Origin of the sequence: Prevotella sp. TCVGH (assembly GCF_023522295.1) — a bacterium.
GTDB lineage: Bacteria > Bacteroidota > Bacteroidia > Bacteroidales > Bacteroidaceae > Prevotella > Prevotella timonensis.
This window is the reverse complement of record NZ_QFFX01000005.1, coordinates 46689-64640: the sequence shown is the minus strand read 5'-3', so window position 1 is coordinate 64640 and position 17952 is coordinate 46689. Positions and strand designations below refer to the sequence as shown.

Below are 17952 nucleotides of genomic sequence, written 5' to 3'. Positions count from 1 at the left end.
TCCGTTGAGCAAACGTACCTCTGAAACATAAGAATACAAAAGAAATGGTAGACAAGAAATGGCAAGAACTGGGCTATATTGATGAACCCATTCCAGAAGGAACAGACATCAAGGCTGAAATAAGGAAGATGTGCAAAGAAAAGAACGCACTCATCATGGCACACTATTATACAGAAGCAAGTGTGCAAGACATAGCCGACTTTATTGGAGACAGTTTGGCGTTGGCACAGAAAGCTGCCACAACCGATGCGGATATCATCGTGATGTGTGGTGTACACTTTATGGGAGAAACCAACAAAATACTATGTCCCGATAAAAAGGTCTTGATTCCTGACCTCAATGCATCGTGCTCGCTGGCAGAAAGCTGTCCTGCCGATGCGTTCGAAAAGTTTGTCAAGGCACATCCCAACCACACTGTGGTGAGCTATGTCAACACCACAGCAGCCACCAAGGCACTGACCGATGTGGTAGTTACCAGTAGCAACGCACGACAAATTGTCGAGTCGTTCCCCAAAGATACACCCATGATATTTGGACCCGATCGCAATTTAGGTAGCTATATCAACAAACTCACGGGTAGAGACATGCTGGTTTGGGACGGTGCTTGTCACGTACACGAAAAGTTTTCTGTTGAGCGCATTCTCGAATTAAAAGCACAACATCCAAATGCAAAAATATTAGTGCACCCCGAATGCAAAGGACCAGTTGTGAAATTGGCAGACAAAGTGGGCAGTACCAAGGCATTACTCAACTATAGTATTCACGATGAAGCACAAGAATTTATCGTGGCTACCGAGAGTGGCATCTTGACCGAGATGCAGAAATCGGCACCACAAAAGACTTTCATCCCCGCTCCACCCGATGACAGTACCTGCGCTTGCAACGAATGTAGCTATATGAAGCTCATCACAATGCGCAAACTGTACAACTGTCTGAAATACGAATGGCCGACCGTTGAGGTTGAACCTGAGATTGCGAAAAAAGCCATTAAACCCATCCACAGGATGTTAGAGATATCAAAGCAATTAGGCTTGTAAAGGATAAAAACCAAAAGAATAAAAACGATAATATGCTATCTGTAAATCAACTTAATGACAAACTTATAGAACTGGCGTTCAGCGAAGATATTGGCGACGGTGACCACACCACGTTGTGCTGTATCCCAGCCACTGCTATGGGCGAAAGTAAACTACTTATTAAAGACGAAGGTATCTTTGCAGGGGTAGAAATAGCCAAACAAATATTCCACAAATTCGACCCTACACTTAACGTTGAAGTGTATATTCAAGACGGTGCACCAGTGAAACCGGGCGACATCGTAATGAGCGTGAAAGGCAAAGAGCAAAGCTTGTTACAAACAGAACGACTGATGCTCAATATCTTGCAGCGCATGAGTGGAATTGCTACCATGACTCATAAGTACCAACAAGCACTTATCGATGCAGGCACTAAAACACGCGTGCTCGACACTCGCAAGACCACACCAGGCATGCGAATGCTGGAAAAAGAAGCGGTAAGAATTGGAGGCGGTATGAATCATCGCATAGGATTGTTTGACATGATTCTGCTGAAAGATAACCACATTGACTTTTGCGGTGGTGTACACAATGCTATTTCACGCGCCAAACAGTATATCAAAGAACACGGGAAAGACGGTATGAAAATAGAATGTGAGGTACGTGACTTCCAAGAACTGGAAGAAGCATTGACAGAAGGATGCGACCGTATCATGTTTGATAACTTCTCGCCCGAAGATACACGCAAAGCGGTAGCCATGGTCAACAGCAGATGTGAAACCGAATCGAGTGGCGGCATTACCTTCGACACCATGATACCATACGCAAAAGCTGGCGTCGACTTTATTTCTTTTGGAGCCTTAACACACAGTGTCAAAGTGTTAGACATGAGTTTTAAGGCTGCAGGTAGCAACAAACTGAAAGTGTAAGCACATGGGAGCGTCAACAAAGGCTTAATGCTGACGCTCCCTACTCCACATTTATTTTACTTCATTGCTTCTGTTTTTGTTGAAAGGAATTGTGTCCTTTCAACACATCAACAGTTTCTCTTCTTCCGCCGCTAATTTATCTTTTTATAGCTTATCACCGCCCACACATCTATAACAACGGCAAAAATCATTAAGATGAACATATTTTCTGCTATCCCTGCAAAGTTGCCTCCCCTAATAAAGACGGTTCGCATCCCGTCAATATAATAGGTAACTGGGTTGATGATAGTCATGCTACGTGCCCAATCGGGCATACTCGACACTGGAGTAAACAAGCCACTGAGCAACATGACAAACATAATAATGAAGAACATCACGAACATGGCCTCTTGCATTGCATCACTGTAATTAGAGATAATCAGACCGATTCCGCTAAATATCAGCGCCATCATCATGGACAAGAGATAAATCAAACCGATATTCCCAGCTGGATATATGCCGTAAACCATCCATGCTAACAAAATACACACCGTAAGAACAAACATGGAGATGAACCAATAAGGAATCATCTTGGACAAGATGAATTGCAATTTACTTACAGGCGTAACATTCATTTGCTCAATCGTTCCCTTCTCTTTCTCACTCACAATATTCAAAGCCAATAGGAATCCACAAAGCATTATAAGCACCAGTGTCATCAAAGCGGGTATCATAAAAAGTTTGTAGTTCTTATGTGGATTGAACAAAGCCAAAGTTGAAAAGGGCGACTTCATTGGCTTGATTTGTAAGTCCTGCAAATTTTGATTTACGATGTTGGCTACATAAGACGAACCCATACCGCCCTTTGTCCCATTCACGGCATTCGCTGCAATGAGAACTGGCTGCGGATTTCCAATCACCTGATTTCGTTCGTAGTTGGGAGGAATGACTAATACTATATCAGCATCATTGCGTTCAATCTGCTGTAAGGCAATAGGATATGTTGGAGCTGTACCCGTAAACTTAAAATAAGGTGAAGCTTGCAAGCGTTGTACTAAACGTTGAGACAAGGTGCTGTGATCATTATCTACCACAGAGATGTAGATATTCTTCACTTCCAAATTGGTTATCCACGGAAAGATAAGCATAATGGCAATAGGAAAGAATAAGATGAGCTTCGGAATAAATGGATTGTTCCGAATTTGGATAAACTCTTTCTGTATAAGATAACGCAGTGTCATGACAACCTGATTTTAAACTTTTTCAAGGCAATGCCTAAAAACAATAAAGTCATTCCTAACATGATAATGAGTTCCTCGTAAATCATGTCCACTCCAACGCCCATAATCATCACTTTTTTGATAGCCGACACATACCAACGGGTGGGAACAATCGTTGAGATATATTGAATAACGGTGGGCATACTCTCAATGGGATAAATCATTCCAGAGAGCATGGTACTCGGCATAATTAGCAGCATTCCCGATATCAATAGGGCTACCACCTGTGTTTGGGATACAACACTAATAAGCATACCTAATGCCAATGCCAAAACAATATACAACAGTGAAACTGCCAAAATGGTGATGACGCTACCCTCTATGGGTACAGCCAGGATAAATTTTGAAATGAGTAAAATACTAATGAGAATAAAGATGGAAAGCACAAAATATGGAACCGTCTTAGCTATCATAATATACAAAGGCTTGACTGGCGATACCAAAAGTACTTCCATCGTTCCTCTTTCCTTTTCACGTACAATACTCACCGAGGTCATCATTGCACATATCAACATCAAAAGCATTCCCATGATACCTGGAACAAAATTGTAGGCACTCTTCATCTGCGGATTATAGAGCAGTTTGGTGTTGGCTATCGCTTGTTGCTGAGCTGTTTGCTGACTACGCAACTCGTCCATGATTATCTGCTGAATATAAGAAACGCGCTGTTCAGCCATGTTTGGATCGGTATAATCTACCAAAAACTGGACACTTGCTTGCTCACTGTATCGCTCATTGGCAAAATCATTTGAGAACACAATTGCCATGTCTGCTTGATGATCGGCTAAGAGTTGTTTGGCTTCCTGTGTGTTACTCACCGTTTGTGTCACCACAAAATATTCTGAAGCATCAATGCGTTGAACAACCTGCTGAATACGTGGATTCATCACAGCCGTAACCACGGTCACCTTTACATTACGAACATCGGTAGTAATGGCAAAACCAAAAATAAGCATCATTACAACAGGCACACCAAACAAGATGAGCATTGTGCGGCGATCACGCACAATGTGTTTGGTCTCTTTGATAACAAATGATATAAATTGATTCATGATGTCTTTCCCATTACGTTATTCCCCGCGGGTAGCTTCACGCGCTAAAAGGGTAAACACTTCGTCCATACTCTCAAGTTGATAGGTCTGTTTTAACTCTTTGGGAGTACCCATAGCACGAATTTTTCCGTCTACCATGATGGATATTCGGTCACAGTATTCTGCTTCATCCATATAATGAGTGGTGACGAATACGGTGATTCCTCTTGCCGAAGCATCGTATATCAACTCCCAAAACTGCCGCCGTGTTGCAGGATCTACGCCACCTGTAGGCTCATCTAAAAACACAACTTCGGGCTCGTGGAAGATACTTACCGAAAAAGCAATCTTCTGTTTCCAGCCCAATGGTAAGGAGGCTACCAATGAGTTGCGATGTGTTGTAAAATTTAATCGCTGCAACAACTCATCCAACTTACGTTCGGTGAGCTGTGGTGGCATTCCATAAATTCCTCCAAAAAGCTTGATGTTCTGTGCCACAGTCATATCCTCATACAACGAGAATCGTTGACTCATATAACCAATGTGCTTTTTGATTTCTTCAGATTGCTTCCGTATATCATACCCTGCCACTGTTCCTGTACCACTGGTGGGTTTGTTGAGTCCCGTTAACATGTGCATGGCGGTTGTCTTACCAGCTCCATTCGCTCCTAAAAAACCAAAGATTTCCCCACGACGAACACTGAAAGAGATGTCATCAACGGCACGGAAATCCCCAAAAGCCTTGACCAAATGGCTGACTGTTATCACCTCTTCTATATCAGAAGTTGCTGCATCAGCAGTCGATTGTTGGTGTTGTAATCCTTTGGGATTGAACACATCGGCAAATTGGGTGAGAATGTTTTCGGCGGTATCTACTGCCCTCACCTTCCCCTCATCTAAGAAGGCAACACGTTCGCAACACTTAATTTCGTCCAAATATGGCGTAGCAGCTACAATCGTGATGTTTCTTTGTTTCAACGTTTTCAACATCTCCCACAACTCTTTGCGCGATACGGGGTCTACTCCTGTTGTGGGTTCGTCAAGGAAGAGCACTCGAGGTTGATGAATTAAGGCGCACGAAAGTGCCAACTTTTGCTTCATTCCGCCCGACAATGCACCTGCCTTGCGATGTTTAAAAGGCTCTATCTGTGAATAAATTGCCTTGACACTTTCGTATCCCTCTTCTACTGTAGTACCAAATAAGTCAGCAAAGAACTTTAAGTTCTCTTCTACGGTTAAATCTTGATACAGCGAAAATTTCCCTGGCATATAGCCCACACGCTGCCGAATGGTTTTATATTGTTGCACCACATCGCAACCGTCAATACTCACAGTACCCGCATCGGGCAACAAGAGCGTTGCCATGATACGAAAAAGTGAGGTCTTGCCAGCTCCATCTGGACCTATCAAACCAAAGATTTCGCCTTGATTGACCTTGATAGAAACATCATCGAGCGCTTGGACGCGACCATATTGTTTACTGACGTGGTTTACTTCAATAGCGTTCATCACAATTAAAGCTTCATGCCTCCATACATACCAATCTTAATTCTGCCATCATTTTTTACGGCTACCTTGACGGCATACACTTGATCGGCACGCTCATCATCGGTCAATATAGTTTTAGGAGTAAATTCAGAACGAGGTGAGATCCACACCACCTTGCCTTGGTAAGTGTCACGTTGCTCATTGCCGTAATCGCTAAAGACCTGGACTTGCTGTCCTATCTTCACTTGCTGCAACTGTTGATTGGTCACGTAAGCCCGAAGAATGACATTATCCATATCAGCTACCTTAAACAATGGTTTTCCTATGGAGGCGAACTCACCTTGCTCGGCATACTTTTCCAAAACGGTTCCTGAAATGGGTGACGTAATATGACACTTCGCTAACTGGTCTAAAATCTGACGTTTTTGGATATCGTTGGCATTCATTTGGGAGTTGAGTGCACGTCTATCACTGTGCAATGCCGTTCTTTGCGCCTCTATTTGTCGCCTCAACACATTTACAGCCGATGTGGCATCATCGAGTTGTTTACGATTTGCAGCACCACTGTTCACTAACTCTTCGAAACGTTTTTGCTCTTTTTCCGCAGTTTGTAATTGTTGCTGTAGCGCTGCAATCTGCTTGTTGACATTTGGTTTCTGATTAGCTATAGATGCCGTAGTTGCCCCTACTTGTCGAGCTTTCAATGCCAACTGAACTGTATCTATCAATCCTACTTGCTGATTCGCTTCCACCATCGTCCCTTCCTGAACATTCAAAAAGAGTAATTTGCCATTTTGTTCAGCGAACACGATAATCTCAGTTGCTTCAAATATTCCTGTCGCATCGTATGGATGTTCGTTCGAAGAACATCCAGACAAGAGTGCCACGATGCTGAAGAGGGTTAAGCCTATCTTTTTCATATTAATTGTTATTGATGTTTTTGAGCTGATACATAGCCTCTAAGAGTTGGATTTCATGGATGCTTTTTTGCTGACGTGCCTCATTGACAGCATTCACATCACGCAACATTTCATTGATGGTTTGAATGCCGTTTTGAACCTTTGTGACGGATACGCTATGAATATTTTCGCGCAAACGGATGATTTCATTATCTTGTTTGAGTTTTTCACGCAAATCTTCGACAACACTTTGCTCCTTTTCATTTTGTAGATGAATATTGAATAAGAAGGTTTCACGCTCTTGATCAATCATAGACTTCTTGGTCTCTATGCTTCTCAAATCATTCTTACGCGTATAGAAGGGAGAGATTTTCCAAGAGAGCGTAATACCTCCAGCCAACATTGCCGGTTTCATCATATCCAACACTTTGTTGTGATACATGCCCATCGCAAAAGCACTCAATTGAGGTAAGAGACGAGCAGTCAACGACTTTCGCTGTGTTTCGAGCAAGTTTTGTTGTGCCGCAAAATAAGACAGCTCAGGACGTTGCACATCTTGAGGTTTGAAAAGAGGTAGTGGGGTGGGCTTATCCAATGTCGTTTTCTCATCAAGAGCTTTACCAATAAACAAACCAAGCATCTGGATATAGGATTTCCGAGATGTGCGCAAGCTACTTTCCTGTTGAGCTGCCCGCAACTGTTCTACCTTTACAGCATCCACATCCGACTGATTAGCAAGACCTCCATTCATCAAGGACTGAACCGTATTCAAACTTAAAGCCAAATCGTTTTGCAACAACTTCAACTGCTTGCTTTGTTCATCTATCATCAAAATGCCAAAATACAATTGATTGACACGCTGGTTAATTTCGTACAAGCGCACATCCAATTGTTTCTTATCTGCTTCTGCTTGAGCCTTTATGAGTTTTCTTTGTGCTGAAATAGCACCTCCGTCATAAATCAATTGGTTGATTTGAATACTTCCATTCAGCAGGTAATTCTTCATATCTCCCATCCCCATAGCATCAGTCTTGGGCGATGAGCTGATAGGATCGGTAAAACCATTGGCACTAAAACTGAATTTTACTTCTGGAACATAAGCCAACAGTGCATTAGCAAGTGTATATTGCTTGCTCTGATTAATCAAGTCGTACTGCTTAATCAATGGATATTGGCCGCGTGCCAACTCATGACAACGCTCCAGCGTAAGCTGCGCAAAACCCTCTAAGGATATAAGAGATAAAAGAAATAAAAATATTTTTCGCTTCATACAGCATGTATTTTACTATTTGCAAAAATATAAAAATAAATAACACTATCCACTTTTATCCCCTCAAATATCAATATTCTAAACAAATTACAAGTTAGCACAATAGTTTATATAAAAGGGAAAGCGAGCAACTCATGAATCATTATAGAAAAATGAAAATTAAATGATGAAGTGAATCATATAAAAAAACCTGACCATATCAAATAAGTTTGGACCTTAAAGAACAAATCAAGTGATTGTTAAGTCTGTAAAAAAGGTAATCAATTTAATATCATTGATATAGCAGTAGCTATTACATATTTGTAATTATAAATCTAAAACATACTTGGGTGACGCACCATATTTATTGGTCTTGGGCTGACTATCCAGCAAACAAAGCACAAATGTGACAAGAGCCGTTATGAGTGCAACGGAAAGTGTGGTCATGAAAACAGGGTCTTGGTAAACGTTCGTCAAATGTGTTGCGCTGGAGTTTACGTTCACCAACGCCTCGCCAATCCCACTACCATATATATATAAGGTGTAAATCGTTATTGATAGATAGTTAACAATTGCCCACCATTTACTGGACCCATGGTCTTGTAAGCGTCGCACGGTAATGGCGAGCGCAAAAAACATCATGCCTAAGTCAAAAATAGCAGCGAGCATTAGGGGAAAGAATGCTTTCCAAACATTGGTTAAGAAGAAATAACAAACGGTATACGCCAACATGAACCACCAAAAACTCGAACGGCGTGTTCGCCCTGTAAAGTCGAAAATGCGCTGGCATCCCTCTTTTACAGCTTCAGGAAAGGTAGGTTGTGGTCGTACTAATAATTTATTCATCATAGGTTATAGATTTTGGATAACAAAGGTTTAGGTGTTTTCTAATAGGTCGGGACGTAAGCGTTTGGTTCGTTCCAACGCCTGTTCCATTTCCCAACTCTTGATGACAGCCTCGTTACCGCTCAATAATACTTCTGGAACTTTCCATCCTTTGTAATCGGCTGGACGTGTATAAATAGGTGCGGAGAGCATGTTGTCTTGAAATGAATCGCTCAATGCACTTTGCTCATCCCCTATCACTCCAGGAATAAGGCGCACTATGGTATCGGTCATTACAGCTGCAGCCAATTCTCCACCCGTAAGCACATAGTCGCCAATGCTTATTTCTCGCGTAATGAGATGGTCGCGTATGCGCTGATCAATGCCCTTGTAATGCCCGCAAAGTATGATGATATTGCCTTTCAGAGACAAATCGTTAGCCACCGATTGTGTAAATTTTTCGCCATCGGGAGAGGTAAAGATCACCTCATCGTAGTCTCTCTCCGCCTTCAAAGCCGAGATGCAACGGTCTATAGGCTCACATTGCATCACCATACCTGCAAAGCCTCCGTATGGATAATCGTCAACTCGACGCCACTTGTCTGTGGTATAATCGCGCAACTGATGCAAACAAATCTCCGCAAGACCTTTCTTTTGTGCACGTGCTAAAATGGATTCGTTCACAAAGCCCTCAAGCATCTCGGGCAGAATGGTAATGATGTCTATTCTCATAGTTATACAAAAGTAGACAAAAAAGATTAATATTTCTATGCCCTATCTCTTAAATAATGTGAAAGATTTTGTATCTTTGCCATTGGAAAAGTAAAGTTTCAAATCAAGACATTCAGTCTGTTAATCAACCTTTACCAACTCGTTCACTAAAAATTATAAATAAAATAACGACAATGAAAAAGAACTGTTTGACAACTTTATTACTGGCAGGATTCAGTTTATTGGCTACAGCACAAAACATTCAGCTGCACTATGATTGGGGGCAGCAGCTCTACAACGACCTAAGTAGCAGACCAGCAGCAACCGCTACCATTGAAATGTTCAAGCCTGACAAATGGGGAAGCTCCTATATGTTTACCGACCTCGACTTACAATCCGACGGTATGGCGGGGGCATATTGGGAAATATCCCGTGAATTCAACATCTCTCACAACAAGCAATGGGCCATCCATACTGAATATAATGGCGGATTATCGTCAGGCAGAGCGAACAACTCGTATTTTTCATCACGCTTTCAACACGCCGCATTACTGGGTGGTGCATGGAATTGGCACAATGGAAATTTCTCCAAAACGTTTTCTGTACAGGTGTTGTATAAATACTTTTTCAAAAACAATCATTTGGGACAGGTGTCCATCAACAGCTTTCAGCTCACCGAAGTATGGGGCATGAATCTTGCAAAAGGACTACTCACGTTCAGTGGTTTCTGCGATGTATGGTATCACCCAAATGTCAATGGTAAGCTCATCTTCCTGTCCGAACCTCAGTTGTGGCTGAATCTTAACACCTTAAAAGGTTGGAACGATGTCAACCTAAGTATTGGTGGAGAGGTTGAACTAAGCAACAATTTTGTTTGGAATGCCAAAGGACAAAACAATAAGTTCTATGCTATTCCAACCTTAGCTGCCAAGTGGACATTTTAACCCATAGAGTTAACAAAAGCGTCTCATCCATACCGCTCTACAAACTCATCTTCGGATATGATAGAGATGCTTAAGTCTTTGGCTTTTTTGTTCTTACCAGAAGTGGAATTGACATCATTATTGATGAGATAGGTGGTAGACTTGCTCACGCTACCTGTTACCTTGCCGCCCTGACTTTCGATGTAACTTTTCAGTTCGGCACGGTTTTTATAATGATGCACATCGCCCGTTATCACAAAAGTCATGCCTTGACAACGAGCACCTTGTGGCTGCAATGACGGTTCTTCGATTTGCACTTCACTCAATAAATCATTAACAATTCGTTGATTTGCATCGTCTTGAAACCAAGTAACAAGCGAAGCCGATTTTTCTGGACCAATGCCAGGAATGTGGGCAAAAGCCTCTAAAGAGGTGGCTGTGGTGGCAACACTTATCAATTCTGCTAAAGGATAAGCCTCTAACAGTCGTTTGCAAACATCTACACCGCATAAAGGAATGGATAGCGCATACAGGAAATGGCGTGCTTCTACTGTCCTTGACTTCTCTATGGACTGCATCATGTTACGCATAGACTTCTCACCAAAGCCTTCTAACAATGCCAATTCAGCGGCATGTGCCGACAAGCGATAAATATCCGCATAGGTTTCTATCCAACCAAGATTGATGAATTTGTCCAACGTTTGCTCAGAGATGCCATCTATATTCATTCCCGCCTTGGACACAAAACGGTCGAACTTTTTGATTTGTTTTGCAGGACAAGCCTCGTTGGTGCAGTGTAAAGTAAGCGTACCACTCACAGCACTCTCCCTCACCACAGCTTCGTGGTGGCACACTGGACAACTCTTCGGTATATCGAATGTACCAACCGACTGGATGACACGTATCACCTTTGGGATAATCTTATTGGCTTTGATGACCGACAGCGTACTACCAGGACCACCTATCCCTAACCGTTTACACTCGCTAATGTTACAGAGCGAGGCGCGTTGCACTGTTGTTCCCTCCAACTCTACGGGAGCAAACACTGCCACTGGCGAAATGGTGGAGGCAGCACACGACCACTCTATATGGCGAAGTGTCGTTGTTGCAGCTTCGTCTTGCCACTTAAAAGCCAATCCAGCACGCGTGGCATGATGCCCTGTTACCGACCCTGAAGCAGCAAAAGAAATGTCGTCGAACACCACTACCAATCCGTCAACAGGGAAAGGATTTGTTTTTTGGGTTACTTTCTCAGTCCAATGTTCAATCACCTGTTCAACCACAGGCAGGGAAGGTTCATTGATGCGCTCTCGTTCCACAGGATGAAAACCTTGTTGTTCAAGCCAATCCATTTGCTCGCCCCAAGTTCCGATTTCTTGCTCTACAAAGACCAATGTAAACGGAATCCATTGTATGTGGCGTCGTTCCACTTCCTTGACATCCTTCAACGTAAGAGAACCAGAAGCTAAATTGCGAGGATTGGCATACGCATCATCAGACTCAAGATTGAAAACTTCAAAATCGGCATACGAAATGACAGCCTCACCTCGTATTACCGTATGTCCTTGGAACGGTATGGTGGCAGGCATGCCGCCAATCGCCTTTGCTAAATGCGTAATGTTAGTACCAATATGTCCATTTCCACGTGTTACCACCTTGGACAGTCTTCCGCCATCATAAGTAGCAACCAAGGTCAGACCGTCTAATTTCCACGACAACCAAACAGGCTTTCCTTCTGCCCATTTCACCAAATCAGCAGGCTGTTTTGTCTTTGCAAGAGAGAGTGCAGGAAACTCATGTGCCTCTTTTTTACCGTTCATTGCTCCATCAGAAACTCGATTGGTAGGACTATCAGGCAGTACTACCCCACTCGATATTTCCAATTGTTTCAGCTCATCGAACAGAGCATCCCACTCATAGTCGGTCATTAGTTCGGGCTTACCACCATAATAATTATCTGATGCGAGGTTGAGCCTGTCAACCAATTTGCGCATGCGCTGCTGAATATCCATATAGGTTTCGTGTTTTATAAGTTTCTTTGCTGACGAGTCATACACCAATAAGTGAACATGGTAAAGCGCATCAACCGTACTGGCGGAGTTGCAACCATGCAAACTCGTCTCTTCTCCATTTGCAAAGATAGCAAATTATTTTGTACCTTTGCCAACATGGAGATAATCGTTTCAAAGGAAATAGAACAAGTGTGCCCTGATTTTGTCGGTGCTTGCGTTGAAGCTACGGTGAAAAATTCAGCGTATAGCGAAGACTTATGGCAAGAAATTCATCATAAAGCCCAGCTATACAAAGACACACTGAATACAGAATCACTCAAAGAAATGAGCGGCATACAAGCTACGAGGAAAGTATATCGGCTATGTGGCAAAGACCCCTCACGTTATCGACCAGCAGCCGAAGCTCTTATTAGGCGTATATTACAGGATAAACCGCTATATCAAATTAACACCCTCGTAGACTTAATCAATCTGGCGAGCATTGCATACGGCTACAGCATTGGTGGATTTGACGCCGACCAGTTCAAGGGAGATACGCTGACGTTAGGAATAGGGAGAGAAGGAGAGCCGTACGAGGGCATTGGACGAGGTGAGATAAACATTGCAGGACTTCCTATGTACCGTGATGCCATTGGAGGTGTGGGAACACCGACCTCAGACCATGAGCGAACAAAAATCACACTTAGTACTACACATCTCGTCGTACTTATCAATGGCTATGACGGCAGCGAGGAGCAAGTGCGTGCCAATGCGACATATATACAAGAGTTGCTCAAACGATTTTCTCTATCGTCTGACTGTAGTTACTATCTGTACAAATAGCACAGAAAGCAAGAAAGTGATGCCTCAAAAAGCATCACTCTCGCAAAAAAATCGTCAAACTGCCAACTTGTTGTTCCATCAATCATACGGTGAAACCAACTTGACAATATGTTTTAGGCTGGCTCTGAACACGAGCTTTGGTCGTTTCAGAGCCAACCATTAATTCTCAATATTCTAATCCGCTGCCATTACTCATCATCTGGATGAATATCTGTTGCTTTCAACATTTGGGCAACTTCGTTGTTAATGCGTTCAATAAATTCATCTACCCGGAGAGTAGCCTGTTCGCCTCCTCCACGTTCACGCATGGATACAAGCCCATCTGCAGCCTCTTTCTCACCGACAATGACCATATATGGAACACGTTTGAGTTCGTTATCACGAATCTTGCGACCTATTTTCTCATTACGATCATCAATAGTTGCCCGTACTTGTTGCGCTGCAAACTGCTTGGCTACCTTTCGTGCATAGGCATTATACTTTTCAGAAATCGGTAGAATAGCTACCTGATCAGGCGTGAGCCACAATGGGAAGTGTCCTGCGGTATGTTCTATCAAGACAGCCGTAAAGCGTTCCAAAGAGCCAAACGGAGCACGATGCACCATCACTGGCGTACGTTTACTGTTATCTTCGTCTGTATATTCAAGTTTGAAACGCTGTGGAAGATTATAATCAACCTGAATAGTACCCAACTGCCAACGACGTCCAATGGCATCTTTCACCATGAAGTCGAGCTTAGGTCCATAAAAGGCAGCCTCGCCATATTCTACTTTTGCATCCAATCCCTTTTCCTTGCAGGCATCAATAATGGCTTGCTCGCTCTCAGCCCATACTTCGTCAGAACCGATATATTTCTCTTTGTCCTTTGGATCTCGCAAACTAATTTGGGCCTCAAAATTATCGAAATTAAAGATTTTGAATACAGCTTGGATAATTTCCATGACACGTAAAAACTCATTTTTTACTTGGTCGGGACGACAAAAAATATGTGCATCATCCTGTGTAAACGAGCGTACACGTGTTAATCCATGCAACTCCCCACTCTTTTCGTATCGATAAACAGTACCAAACTCCGCAATGCGCAATGGTAAATCTTTGTAAGAGCGTGGCTTATAAGCAAACACCTCACAGTGGTGAGGACAGTTCATCGGCTTGAGCATGTATTCTTCATCCTCTTCGGGGGTGTGAATTGGCTGGAAAGAATCTTTGCCATAGTGGGCATAGTGTCCACTGGTTACATAGAGATTCTTGCTGCCTATATGGGGCGTAATTACCTCTTGGTAGCCATATCTACGCTGGATATTGCGAAGCATATCTTGCAGGCGCAAGCGTAGCTCTGTACCTTTGGGCAACCAGATAGGTAATCCTTTTCCCACACGTTCAGAGAACATGAAGAGTTCCATTTCTTTTCCAATCTTTCGATGGTCACGCTTCTTGGCTTCTTCCAACATGGTAAGATACTCATCCAACATTTTTTTCTTTGGGAAAGTAATTCCATAAATACGTGTCATCTGCTCACGTTTGGCATCACCTCGCCAAAAAGCTCCTGCTACACTGGTAATTTTTACAGCTTTGATAAGTCCCGTGGATAGCAAATGAGGTCCACGACACAGGTCTGTAAAATGACCTTGAGTGTAGGTGGAAATGGTACCGTCTTCCAAATCTTGATCAATATGCTCGCATTTATAATCTTGTCCATCTTCTTGAAACTCCTTCAAAGCATCTGCCTTCGATATGTCTCGTCTGACCACTGACTCATTTTTCTTAGCCAGTTCCATCATTTTTGCTTCAATTTTAGGAAAGTCTGTTTCGCTTATCGTCGTTCCTTCCTTGGGCATCACATCATAGAAGAATCCGTTTTCAATAGCAGGACCAAACCCAAACTGTATACCTGGGTAAAGTTCTTGTAATGCTTCTGCCAATAAGTGAGCCGAAGTATGCCAGAAAGTATGCTTACCTTCCTCGTCTTCGAATTTGTACAAGGCAATAGTAGCATCATTGTTAATTGGGCGATTAAGCTCTACTGTCTCACCATTTACACCGCAAGATACAACGTTGCGAGCGAGAGCCGGTGAGATGCTCTCGGCGATTTGTAACCCCGTGACACCCTGTTCGTATTCTCGAACAGAACCGTCAGGAAATGTGATTTTAACCATAACAAATTAGTTTTTTATCTGAATCAACTACAAAAATAATATTTTCTTTCGAGTTGAGCTCATATTTTTCTAAATTCCATATAATTTTCAAATTATTTGGACGTTCGATTCTTCTTCATCAAGCTATACGCATCATAGATTCCAAGTTCGCCAGCTTTACTTAAATTCGCCATACCTGCCGCTCGATCACCTTTCTTCATGTGTACGATTCCCAAGTTATAATAAGCCTCTGCCAACCTATTGTCAAGGGCAATAGCTTTGGTATAATCTTTGATTGCCAATTGGTCATCATTCCGAGTGGCATACAAATTAGCCCGATTATAATATAGATAAGCGTTTTGAGGTTCCAGTTTAATGGCGTGATTCAAATCATCTAAGGTCTTGGCTGCTTTCAACTGCGTATCTACTCCTTTAGAAGCGTTAAAATCATTCATCATAAACTGGCACACCGCACGTTGCCAAAAAGTAACGGAAGAGGTACTGTCCTCGCTGATACAGACTGTCAAATCTTGGATAGCAGCATCGTAATTTTGTGTTACCGTGTAGGCTACAGCACGCTGAAACAATAAGCTCTTCACAGATTTTATATTTTTAGCATCTTGTATCTGGGCAGACAACTGGTCGATGTTCGCAAAATACATCTTCGACTGCTCTGCCGTGAGTTGTTTCGGGCGACAAGTCAACATGAGTTTGTGTTGAGGATGATACTGCAAATTGAAATCCTCAAGTTCTTTATAAAAAGCCTGATACGAACTTATGCCATTCTGATAAGGCAAGTATGACACCTCGTACATCGGCATCAGTTCTACTTCTACTTTTCGATGTTGTATCTGTCCGCGATATTCACTATCATACTCATGCTCAACAGTATTCTCATCGGCAACGACAATTTGGTTGTATTTCTCGGGATCTATCTCGCTTCGTTTGCGCATCTCTTTGAGTTTGTTTCTACTCCAACGCTTTTGTACACCCACGTGCTTATTCATCTGCGCCTTGAAAATACGAAATTCGTCAAGCTCCGCCTTGGCTGTCATTCCTAATCGTCGATAGCAATGTGCTCGATAAGATAAACCTGTCCAAAAGTTAGGAAATTGCTCTATCACCGCAGAATAGTCTCGTATGGCGGCTCGAAGATTTCCTGTCCGATCCAACAATAACGCCCTGTTGAAGATTGCCATGACATTTTTAGGCTCCAGTTTGATGACAAAATCAAAATCTTCAATGGCACGATTATCGTCGCCCAACTGCATACGCAGCAGACCTCTATTATAATGAGCTAAAAAGTCTTGTGGATTCAAGTCCAGAGTCATGTCATAATCGCTCATGGCTCCTCGCAAATTGTTGTAATTCAAACGCGCCAAGGCTCTATTGACATAGTTATTCGCCTGATTAGGCTTGAGATGAATGGCTTGTGACAATTCCTTGTCTGCCTCTTTCCACTGCTGACGTGCCAGACTGATGTAGGCTCGCATGGTCCAAGTGCTACCATCGTATGGATCTACCTTTAAGCTCTTATCCAACCACTTAGCAGCCGAAGTGGTGTCCTTTTGATGCAAATAGATTTCTGCCTTTAAGGTATAGGCATTGGCATTCTGTGACCATTTATGAATAATCGTATCCGTTTGCAACTGTGCCTTGGCATACTGCTTATCGTTCATCAAACAAATGGCTCTATTCAACCAATAATTTTGCTGTTGAGGTTGTAACCTTATGGCGTGGTTATAATCGTTAATGGCATCCTCAAAGCGTTCTTGCTTGATGCGAGTAATGGCTCTTAAATCAAAAAACTGGTGGATATAAGGATTCAATTCGATAGCTTTAGAGATGTCGGACTCGGCACCTGTAAAATCATCTAAATAGTATTTCGCCACCGCTCTGTACTGCCATGGCTCATAAAGATAAGGCTTGAGCGAAATAATCTGATTGAAATATTGTATCGAAAGCACATAGTCTTCATAATGAAGGGCCACCTGACCATTCCTTAACAGCTTGTCAACATTGTATTGTGCTTTTGCTGCAAGTGATAGACAAGCCAAGAAGATGAGGACCTTGATGCGATACATACATTCTATTTGCGTACAGGCTTGGTACGATAATGACATTCGTACTTGCCCTGTGTCATCGCTTTTAATTTATTCTTGATAAGCTGTTTGCGAAACGGACTTACTCTATCCACAAACATTTTACCTTCTAAATGGTCGAACTCGTGCTGCATTACACGAGCTAAATAACCCTCCACCCATTCATCATGCGGCTGAAAATCTGAATCCATGTATTGCACACGAATGCGTGTATGGCGTGTAACCGACTCATGGATGCCTGGGATAGATAGGCACCCTTCTTCCATGGACGCTACAGGAGAGTCTTCATCAATCTCGATAATATGTGGGTTGATGTAGGCACGCCTAAAGTCTTTGTACTCGGGAAAATCGTCAGACAGCACATTTAAGTCGATCACAACGACCCGAATTGACTTGCCTATCTGTGGGGCAGCTAAGCCTACGCCATCCGAAGCGTCCATAGTTTCAAACATATCTGCTATGAGTTGCTGCAGATTCTCATACGCTGGGGTAATATCTTGTGCTACTTTACGCAACACGGGCTGTCCATATATATATATAGGTAATATCAT

Annotated in this window: 15 protein-coding genes; 4 read left to right on the top strand and 11 right to left on the bottom strand. The window is 42.6% G+C overall.

Annotation, left to right across the window (positions count from 1 at the left end; translation table 11 throughout):
• The first annotated feature begins 44 nt into the window (after positions 1 to 44).
• A complete protein-coding gene (nadA, locus tag DEM91_RS01885; protein ID WP_103003894.1) occupies positions 45 to 1037 on the top strand; it encodes a quinolinate synthase NadA in 993 nt (330 codons plus the stop codon).
• Between the two features lie 32 nt (positions 1038 to 1069).
• Positions 1070 to 1945, top strand: coding sequence for a carboxylating nicotinate-nucleotide diphosphorylase (nadC, locus tag DEM91_RS01880; protein WP_036930125.1), 876 nt, complete (start codon positions 1070 to 1072; stop codon positions 1943 to 1945).
• A gap of 131 nt (positions 1946 to 2076) precedes the next feature.
• Here the strand turns inward: nadC and DEM91_RS01875 are convergent, their stop codons facing one another.
• The 7 genes from DEM91_RS01875 to trmD form a co-directional block, all read right to left on the bottom strand.
• Complete coding sequence (locus DEM91_RS01875) at positions 2077 to 3165, bottom strand: ABC transporter permease (protein WP_195253027.1); 1089 nt, start codon at positions 3163 to 3165, stop codon at positions 2077 to 2079.
• Positions 3162 to 4256, bottom strand: coding sequence for an ABC transporter permease (locus DEM91_RS01870; RefSeq protein WP_249857743.1), 1095 nt, complete (start codon positions 4254 to 4256; stop codon positions 3162 to 3164). Before DEM91_RS01870 ends, DEM91_RS01875 begins: the two co-directional genes overlap by 4 nt.
• A gap of 18 nt (positions 4257 to 4274) precedes the next feature.
• Complete coding sequence (locus DEM91_RS01865) at positions 4275 to 5744, bottom strand: ATP-binding cassette domain-containing protein (protein WP_249857760.1); 1470 nt, start codon at positions 5742 to 5744, stop codon at positions 4275 to 4277.
• Positions 5745 to 5749: 5 nt separating this feature from the next.
• Positions 5750 to 6643: an HlyD family secretion protein gene (locus tag DEM91_RS01860; protein ID WP_195253030.1), complete on the bottom strand. Its 894-nt coding sequence runs from the start codon at positions 6641 to 6643 to the stop codon at positions 5750 to 5752.
• A 1-nt stretch (position 6644) separates the two neighbouring features.
• A complete protein-coding gene (locus tag DEM91_RS01855) occupies positions 6645 to 7892 on the bottom strand; it encodes a TolC family protein (RefSeq protein WP_249857741.1) in 1248 nt (415 codons plus the stop codon).
• Between the two features lie 306 nt (positions 7893 to 8198).
• A complete protein-coding gene (locus tag DEM91_RS01850) occupies positions 8199 to 8720 on the bottom strand; it encodes a DUF805 domain-containing protein (protein WP_229039260.1) in 522 nt (173 codons plus the stop codon).
• A 27-nt stretch (positions 8721 to 8747) separates the two neighbouring features.
• Positions 8748 to 9428, bottom strand: a complete 681-nt coding sequence (trmD, locus tag DEM91_RS01845) for a tRNA (guanosine(37)-N1)-methyltransferase TrmD (protein WP_036930109.1) — start codon at positions 9426 to 9428, stop codon at positions 8748 to 8750.
• Positions 9429 to 9601: 173 nt separating this feature from the next.
• On the opposite strand from trmD, the gene DEM91_RS01840 reads away from it, so the two are divergent.
• The gene (locus DEM91_RS01840) at positions 9602 to 10351 is read left to right on the top strand and encodes a DUF5020 family protein (protein ID WP_195253032.1); all 750 of its coding nucleotides are present in this window, start codon (positions 9602 to 9604) and stop codon (positions 10349 to 10351) included.
• A gap of 23 nt (positions 10352 to 10374) precedes the next feature.
• Here the strand turns inward: DEM91_RS01840 and ligA are convergent, their stop codons facing one another.
• Positions 10375 to 12342: an NAD-dependent DNA ligase LigA gene (ligA, locus tag DEM91_RS01835; protein WP_249857739.1), complete on the bottom strand. Its 1968-nt coding sequence runs from the start codon at positions 12340 to 12342 to the stop codon at positions 10375 to 10377.
• A 156-nt stretch (positions 12343 to 12498) separates the two neighbouring features.
• On the opposite strand from ligA, the gene DEM91_RS01830 reads away from it, so the two are divergent.
• Positions 12499 to 13164, top strand: coding sequence for a B3/4 domain-containing protein (locus DEM91_RS01830; protein ID WP_249857758.1), 666 nt, complete (start codon positions 12499 to 12501; stop codon positions 13162 to 13164).
• Positions 13165 to 13352: 188 nt separating this feature from the next.
• Here the strand turns inward: DEM91_RS01830 and thrS are convergent, their stop codons facing one another.
• The 3 genes from thrS to def form a co-directional block, all read right to left on the bottom strand.
• The gene (gene thrS, locus DEM91_RS01825) at positions 13353 to 15320 is read right to left on the bottom strand and encodes a threonine--tRNA ligase (RefSeq protein WP_249857737.1); all 1968 of its coding nucleotides are present in this window, start codon (positions 15318 to 15320) and stop codon (positions 13353 to 13355) included.
• A 92-nt stretch (positions 15321 to 15412) separates the two neighbouring features.
• Positions 15413 to 17383 carry a tetratricopeptide repeat protein gene (locus tag DEM91_RS01820; RefSeq protein WP_249857735.1) on the bottom strand — a complete coding sequence of 657 codons (1971 nt, stop codon included), beginning with the start codon at positions 17381 to 17383 and terminating at the stop codon, positions 15413 to 15415.
• 5 nt (positions 17384 to 17388) lie between these two features.
• Positions 17389 to 17952, bottom strand: coding sequence for a peptide deformylase (gene def / locus DEM91_RS01815; RefSeq protein ID WP_195253036.1), 564 nt, complete (start codon positions 17950 to 17952; stop codon positions 17389 to 17391).

Excerpts from the sequence above, each read along its gene's own strand:
- nadA (WP_103003894.1), top strand. The coding sequence starts at position 45 with ATGGTAGACAAGAAATGGCAAGAACTGGGCTATATTGATGAACCCATT.
- nadC (WP_036930125.1), top strand. The coding sequence starts at position 1,070 with ATGCTATCTGTAAATCAACTTAATGACAAACTTATAGAACTGGCGTTC.
- DEM91_RS01875 (WP_195253027.1), bottom strand. The coding sequence starts at position 3,165 with ATGACACTGCGTTATCTTATACAGAAAGAGTTTATCCAAATTCGGAAC.
- DEM91_RS01870 (WP_249857743.1), bottom strand. The coding sequence starts at position 4,256 with ATGAATCAATTTATATCATTTGTTATCAAAGAGACCAAACACATTGTG.
- DEM91_RS01865 (WP_249857760.1), bottom strand. The coding sequence starts at position 5,744 with ATGAACGCTATTGAAGTAAACCACGTCAGTAAACAATATGGTCGCGTC.
- DEM91_RS01860 (WP_195253030.1), bottom strand. The coding sequence starts at position 6,643 with ATGAAAAAGATAGGCTTAACCCTCTTCAGCATCGTGGCACTCTTGTCT.
- DEM91_RS01855 (WP_249857741.1), bottom strand. The coding sequence starts at position 7,892 with ATGAAGCGAAAAATATTTTTATTTCTTTTATCTCTTATATCCTTAGAG.
- DEM91_RS01850 (WP_229039260.1), bottom strand. The coding sequence starts at position 8,720 with ATGATGAATAAATTATTAGTACGACCACAACCTACCTTTCCTGAAGCT.
- trmD (WP_036930109.1), bottom strand. The coding sequence starts at position 9,428 with ATGAGAATAGACATCATTACCATTCTGCCCGAGATGCTTGAGGGCTTT.
- DEM91_RS01840 (WP_195253032.1), top strand. The coding sequence starts at position 9,602 with ATGAAAAAGAACTGTTTGACAACTTTATTACTGGCAGGATTCAGTTTA.
- ligA (WP_249857739.1), bottom strand. The coding sequence starts at position 12,342 with ATGGATATTCAGCAGCGCATGCGCAAATTGGTTGACAGGCTCAACCTC.
- DEM91_RS01830 (WP_249857758.1), top strand. The coding sequence starts at position 12,499 with ATGGAGATAATCGTTTCAAAGGAAATAGAACAAGTGTGCCCTGATTTT.
- thrS (WP_249857737.1), bottom strand. The coding sequence starts at position 15,320 with ATGGTTAAAATCACATTTCCTGACGGTTCTGTTCGAGAATACGAACAG.
- DEM91_RS01820 (WP_249857735.1), bottom strand. The coding sequence starts at position 17,383 with ATGTATCGCATCAAGGTCCTCATCTTCTTGGCTTGTCTATCACTTGCA.
- def (WP_195253036.1), bottom strand. The coding sequence starts at position 17,952 with ATGATATTACCTATATATATATATGGACAGCCCGTGTTGCGTAAAGTA.